The following is a 4,883-nucleotide window of genomic DNA, read 5'->3' as shown; positions in this document are numbered from 1 at the left end:
GCGGCGGCCGGCGTCGCGGCGGCGTGGCTGCCGCGCGCCTTCCTGCCGCCGTTCAACGAGGGCTCGTTCACCGTCAACATGACGTTCAACCCCGGCATCTCGCTGCCCGAGAGCAATCGGATGGGGCTGGTGGCCGAGCGCCTGCTCCTGGAGATCCCCGACGTGCGCTCCGTCGGCCGCCGCACCGGCCGGGCCGAGCTCGACGAGCACGCCGAGGGCGTCCACTCCTCCGACCTGGAGGTGGACCTGAAGCCCGGCGCCCGGGCCAAGGACGCCCTCGTCGCCGACATCCGCTCCCGCCTCGCCCTGCTGCCGGTCGGCGTCAACGTCGGCCAGCCGATCTCGCACCGGCTCGACCACATGCTCTCGGGCGTGCGGGCCGAGATCGCCCTGAAGATCTTCGGCGACGACCTCGACACCCTGCGCAGCCTCGCCGGAGACCTGCGGCAGCGCCTGGCCGCGATCCCCGGCATCGCCGACCTGCAGGTCGAGAAGCAGGTGCTGATCCCGCAGCTCGAGGTCCGGGTCGACTACGCCCGGGCCGCCCTCTACGGCGTGCAGCCGGCGGCCCTCGTCGAGCAATTGAGCCGGCTCTCGAACGGCCAGGTGGTCTCGCGGGTGGTGGACGGCGTCCGCCGCTTCGACGTGGTGATGCGGCTGTCCGACACCCAGCGCACGACCCAGGCGCTCGGCGACCTCCTGGTCGAGACGCCGTCCGGCTGGGTGCCCGCGCGCCAGATCGCCGACATCCGCGAGACCGACGGCCCGAACCAGATCCTGCGCGAGAACGCCAGGCGCAGGATCGTCGTCCAGGCCAACACCGCGCCGGGCGCCGACATGGGCCGGGTCGTCGCCGCCATCCGCGAGCAGGTGGACGCCACCCTATGGCCGCCGGGCTACGCCACGAGCCTCGAAGGTTCGTTCCAGGCGCAGGGCGAGGCGGCGCGCACCATCGGCCTGCTCTCGCTCGTCTCGCTGGCGCTGGTCTTCACCCTGCTCTACGGGCGCTACCGCTCGGCGGTGCTGACCCTGATCATCCTCGGCAGCATCCCGCTGGCGCTGATCGGCTCGGTGGTCGGCCTGTGGCTCGCCGGGCAGCCGCTCTCGGTCGCCTCGATGATCGGCTTCATCACCCTCACCGGCATCGCCACGCGCAACGGCATCCTGAAGATCAGCCATTGGCTGAACCTCGCGATCCACGAGGACCTGCCGTTCGGGCCGGACCTCGTGATCCGCGGCAGCCTGGAGCGGTTGACGCCGGTGCTGATGACGGCGCTCGCGGCCGGCATCGCGCTGGCGCCGCTGCTGGTCGGCGCCGACGCGCCGGGCAAGGAGATCCTGCACCCGGTCGCGGTGACGATCTTCGGCGGCCTGATCAGCGCGACGCTGCTCGACACGGTGCTGACGCCGATCCTGTTCCTCGCCTTCGGCCGCAAGCCGCTGGAACGCCTGCGGGCCGCCGCCCGCGCGGAGGCGCCGGCCGGGGGTGCGACGGCCGAGGCGTTTTGACGGGGCTTTCCGCTACGTCTCCCTCCCCCCTAGGACCGCCGCGCAGTCAGACGACGGCTCCGGTACGGATCGCGCGAGACGCACCGCGGCTCCTTCTCCCGGGGGGAGAAGGCTGGGATGAGGGGCGTGCCCCCTCCGGACAGTTCTCGCCCCTCACCCCAACCCTCTCCCGCCCGGGAGAGGGGGCCCGCGCTTCATCGCGAAGATGTCGAGGCCTTGCGAAGGACCTTCGATAGACCTCCCCCCGTAAAACCCAGGAGCCGTCCATGCGCCCCATCCTCGCCACCGCCCTCTTCCTCACCCTCGCCGTCCCGGCCCTCGCCGCCGGCCCGAACGGCGGCGTCGTGGTGGTGGCGGACGGGCATCCGATCGAGTTCGTCGCCTCGGACGCCGCGCTGACCTTCTTCGTCACCGACGACGACGGCGGCCCGGCCAAGACCGTCGGCGTGACCGGCAAGGCCTTCGTCCAGGCCGGGGGCCGGACCGAGACGGTGGCGCTGGCCGGCGCAGAGCCGAACCGGCTCGTCGGCACGCTCAAGGCGCCGCTGCCCGCCGGCGCCAAGGTGGTGCTGTCGGCGCGGATGCACGGCCACACCCTGCAAGCCCGCTTCGAGAGATGAGCCCTGCCCTTTCGGTGATGCGCCCGATGCCGTAAGGCCCGCGGGACCACACCAGGGCCTTTCCACCGCATGATACGCCTCGAAAAGATCGGCAAGCAGAACGGCCGGCAGATCGTCTTCATCGAGGCGTCGGCCGCCCTGCAGAAGGGCGAGAAGATCGGGCTCGTCGGCCCCAACGGCGCCGGCAAGACCACCCTGTTCCGGATGATCACCGGCGAGGAGGAGCCCGACGAGGGCCAGGTCTCCACCGATCGCGGCGTCACCATCGGCTATTTCAGCCAGGACGTCGGCGAGATGTCGGGCTGCAGCGTGGTCTCGGCGGTGATGGACGGCGCCGGCCCGGTTAGCGCGGTCGGCCTGGAGATGAAGGCGCTGGAGGCGGCGTTCTCCGATCCCGACCGGGCCGACGAGATGGACGCGCTGATCGCCCGCTACGGCGAGGTCCAGGCGCGCTTCGAGGAGCTCGACGGCTACGCGCTCGAAGGCCGGGCCTACGAGGTGCTGGCTGGCCTGAGCTTCAGCCAGGAGATGATGGACGGCGACGTCGGCAAGTTGTCGGGCGGCTGGAAGATGCGCGTGGCGCTGGCCCGCATCCTCCTGATGAACCCGGACGTGATGCTGCTCGACGAGCCGTCGAACCACCTCGACCTGGAGAGCCTGATCTGGCTCGAATCCTTCCTCAAGGGCTTCGAGGGCGCGCTGCTGATGACCTCGCACGACCGCGAGTTCATGAACCGCATCGTCGGCAAGGTGATCGAGATCGACGGCGGCACCATCACCACGTTCTCCGGCGACTACGCCTTCTACGAGCAGCAGCGGGCGCTGAACGAGAGCCAACAGCAGGCGCAGTTCGAGCGCCAGCAGGCGATGCTGGCCAAGGAGATCAAGTTCATCGAGCGCTTCAAGGCCCGGGCCTCCCATGCCGCCCAGGTGCAGAGCCGCGTGAAGAAGCTCGACAAGATCGAGCGGGTGGAACCCCCGAAGCGCCGGCAATCGGTGACGTTCGAGTTCCAGCCGGCGCCGCGCTCGGGCGACGACGTCGTGATGCTCAAGGGCGTGCACAAGCGCTACGGCAGCCGCACGATCTACGAGGGCCTGGATTTCGGCATCCGCCGGCGCGAGCGCTGGTGCGTGATGGGCGTCAACGGCGCCGGCAAGTCGACGCTTCTGAAGCTCGTCACCGGCTCGGCCGCGCCCGACGACGGCACGGTCGCGGTCGGCGGCAGCGTCAAGCTCGGCTACTTCGCCCAGCACGCTATGGACCTGCTCGACGGGGATCTCACCGTCTTCCAGGACCTGGAGAGCACCTTCCCGCAGGCCGGCCAGGGGTCCTTGCGGGCGCTCGCCGGCTGCTTCGGCTTCTCGGGCGACGACGTGGAGAAGCGCTGCCGGGTGCTGTCGGGCGGCGAGAAGGCGCGGCTGGTGATGGCCAAGATGCTGTTCGACCCGCCGAACTTCCTGGTGTTGGACGAGCCCACCAACCACCTCGACATCGGCACCAAGGCGATGCTGATCGACGCGCTGTCCAGCTACGAGGGCACGATGCTGTTCGTCAGCCACGACCGCCACTTCCTGGCCGCGCTCTCGAACCGGGTGCTCGAACTCACCCCTGACGGCATCCACCAATACGGTGGCGGCTACACCGAGTACGTGGCCCGGACGGGTCAGGAGGCACCGGGCCTGCGCAGCTGAAGGCGCGACGAGGGCGGTGACCTTCGCGCCTGCGTAGACCGCGAGCTGTTCGAGGCGCCTATACGTGATCCCACCCAGGGAAGACGGCGGCCGACCGCACGACCATGCGTTGCAGACCTCGCCCTAGTCTTGTCGAATCCTTTAGGTGATTCACATAGGTTAGGGTTATCGCGGGCCGAGGCCGATCGCGGTCCGCGCCAGCAGGGGTCGAAGAACGTGTCGCTGCCCTTGCTCTCCTTCTCCAGCAAGGCCCTGCGCCCGGCCGTCGGGTTCGACGCGTATCACGCCCTCTACGCGACCGGCGCCGACGTGACGCGCACGGACGGGGCGTTCCACGCCGAGGTGCGGGCCTACCGCTTCAACCGCATGCTGGTGTTCGAGCGCCGGCTCGCCGGCGTCGGCCACGACCGCGACGTCGCCCGCGTCCGCCGCGACGGCTTCGACCACCTCACGCTCCACCTGCTGCTCTCCGGCACCCTGGTCGCCGGCGCGGAGGGCGAGGAGCGCCGCCTGCGCCCGGGCGAGATCCTGGTCATCGACACCAGCGCGCCGCAGCGGAACCGGTGCGACGACACGCACACGATCACCGTGGCGGTGGCCCGCGACCAGATCGGGTCGCTGATCCCGGACCCGCGGGCCTTCCACGGCACGGTGCTGTCGCAGCGGGTGGCCGGCGTGATCGCCGACCTGATGATCTCCTTCACACACCGCGTCGAGGCGCTGACCCCGGACACGTCGGACCAGTTCGGCCCCGTGCTCGGCATGCTCCTGGCCGCGGCCCTCAAGGGGACGCCGCCGGGTGCCGAGGCCGTCGCCGCGTTGGGGCAGCCCGACGGCGGACGCCGCCGGAAGGTCGAGGCGTTCATCGAGGCGCACCTGTCGGACCACGGCCTCGACGCCGACGCGATCGCCGGCGGCGTCGGGATCTCGCGCACCGTGCTGTACCGGTGCTTCGCCGCGGACGGCGGCGTCGCGCGCTTCATCCAGCTGCGGCGCCTCGAACGGGTCCGCAACGTGCTGCGCCGCCGCGGCGGCGCAGCACGTTGCGGACCCGTTCGAGGC

Annotated in this window: 4 protein-coding genes; all 4 read left to right on the top strand. The window is 70.8% G+C overall.

Features of this window, described 5'->3' with window-relative positions; genetic code table 11:
- A partial coding sequence (locus FV222_RS17470; protein WP_147815278.1) for an efflux RND transporter permease subunit occupies window positions 1–1,509 on the top strand: 1,509 nt, incomplete at its 5' end.
- Between the two features lie 266 nt (window positions 1,510–1,775).
- The gene (locus tag FV222_RS17465; RefSeq protein WP_147762483.1) at window positions 1,776–2,129 is read left to right on the top strand and encodes a hypothetical protein; all 354 of its coding nucleotides are present in this window, start codon (window positions 1,776–1,778) and stop codon (window positions 2,127–2,129) included.
- A gap of 69 nt (window positions 2,130–2,198) precedes the next feature.
- Complete coding sequence (locus tag FV222_RS17460) at window positions 2,199–3,821, top strand: ABC-F family ATP-binding cassette domain-containing protein (protein ID WP_147762482.1); 1,623 nt, start codon at window positions 2,199–2,201, stop codon at window positions 3,819–3,821.
- 216 nt (window positions 3,822–4,037) lie between these two features.
- Window positions 4,038–4,883 (top strand): AraC family transcriptional regulator (locus tag FV222_RS17455; RefSeq protein ID WP_147815276.1); only part of this gene is annotated, 846 nt, incomplete at its 3' end.

It is taken from the genome of Methylobacterium sp. WL103 (assembly GCF_008039885.1).
Classification (GTDB): Bacteria; Pseudomonadota; Alphaproteobacteria; order Rhizobiales; family Beijerinckiaceae; genus Methylobacterium; species Methylobacterium cerastii.
Note: the sequence above shows the minus strand (reverse complement) of the source record. Positions and strands in the feature narration are given on the sequence as shown.

Bases quoted from the DNA above. Each gene is read 5' to 3' on its own strand.
- FV222_RS17460 (WP_147762482.1), top strand. From the start codon at position 2,199: ATGATACGCCTCGAAAAGATCGGCAAGCAGAACGGCCGGCAGATCGTC.
- FV222_RS17465 (WP_147762483.1), top strand. From the start codon at position 1,776: ATGCGCCCCATCCTCGCCACCGCCCTCTTCCTCACCCTCGCCGTCCCG.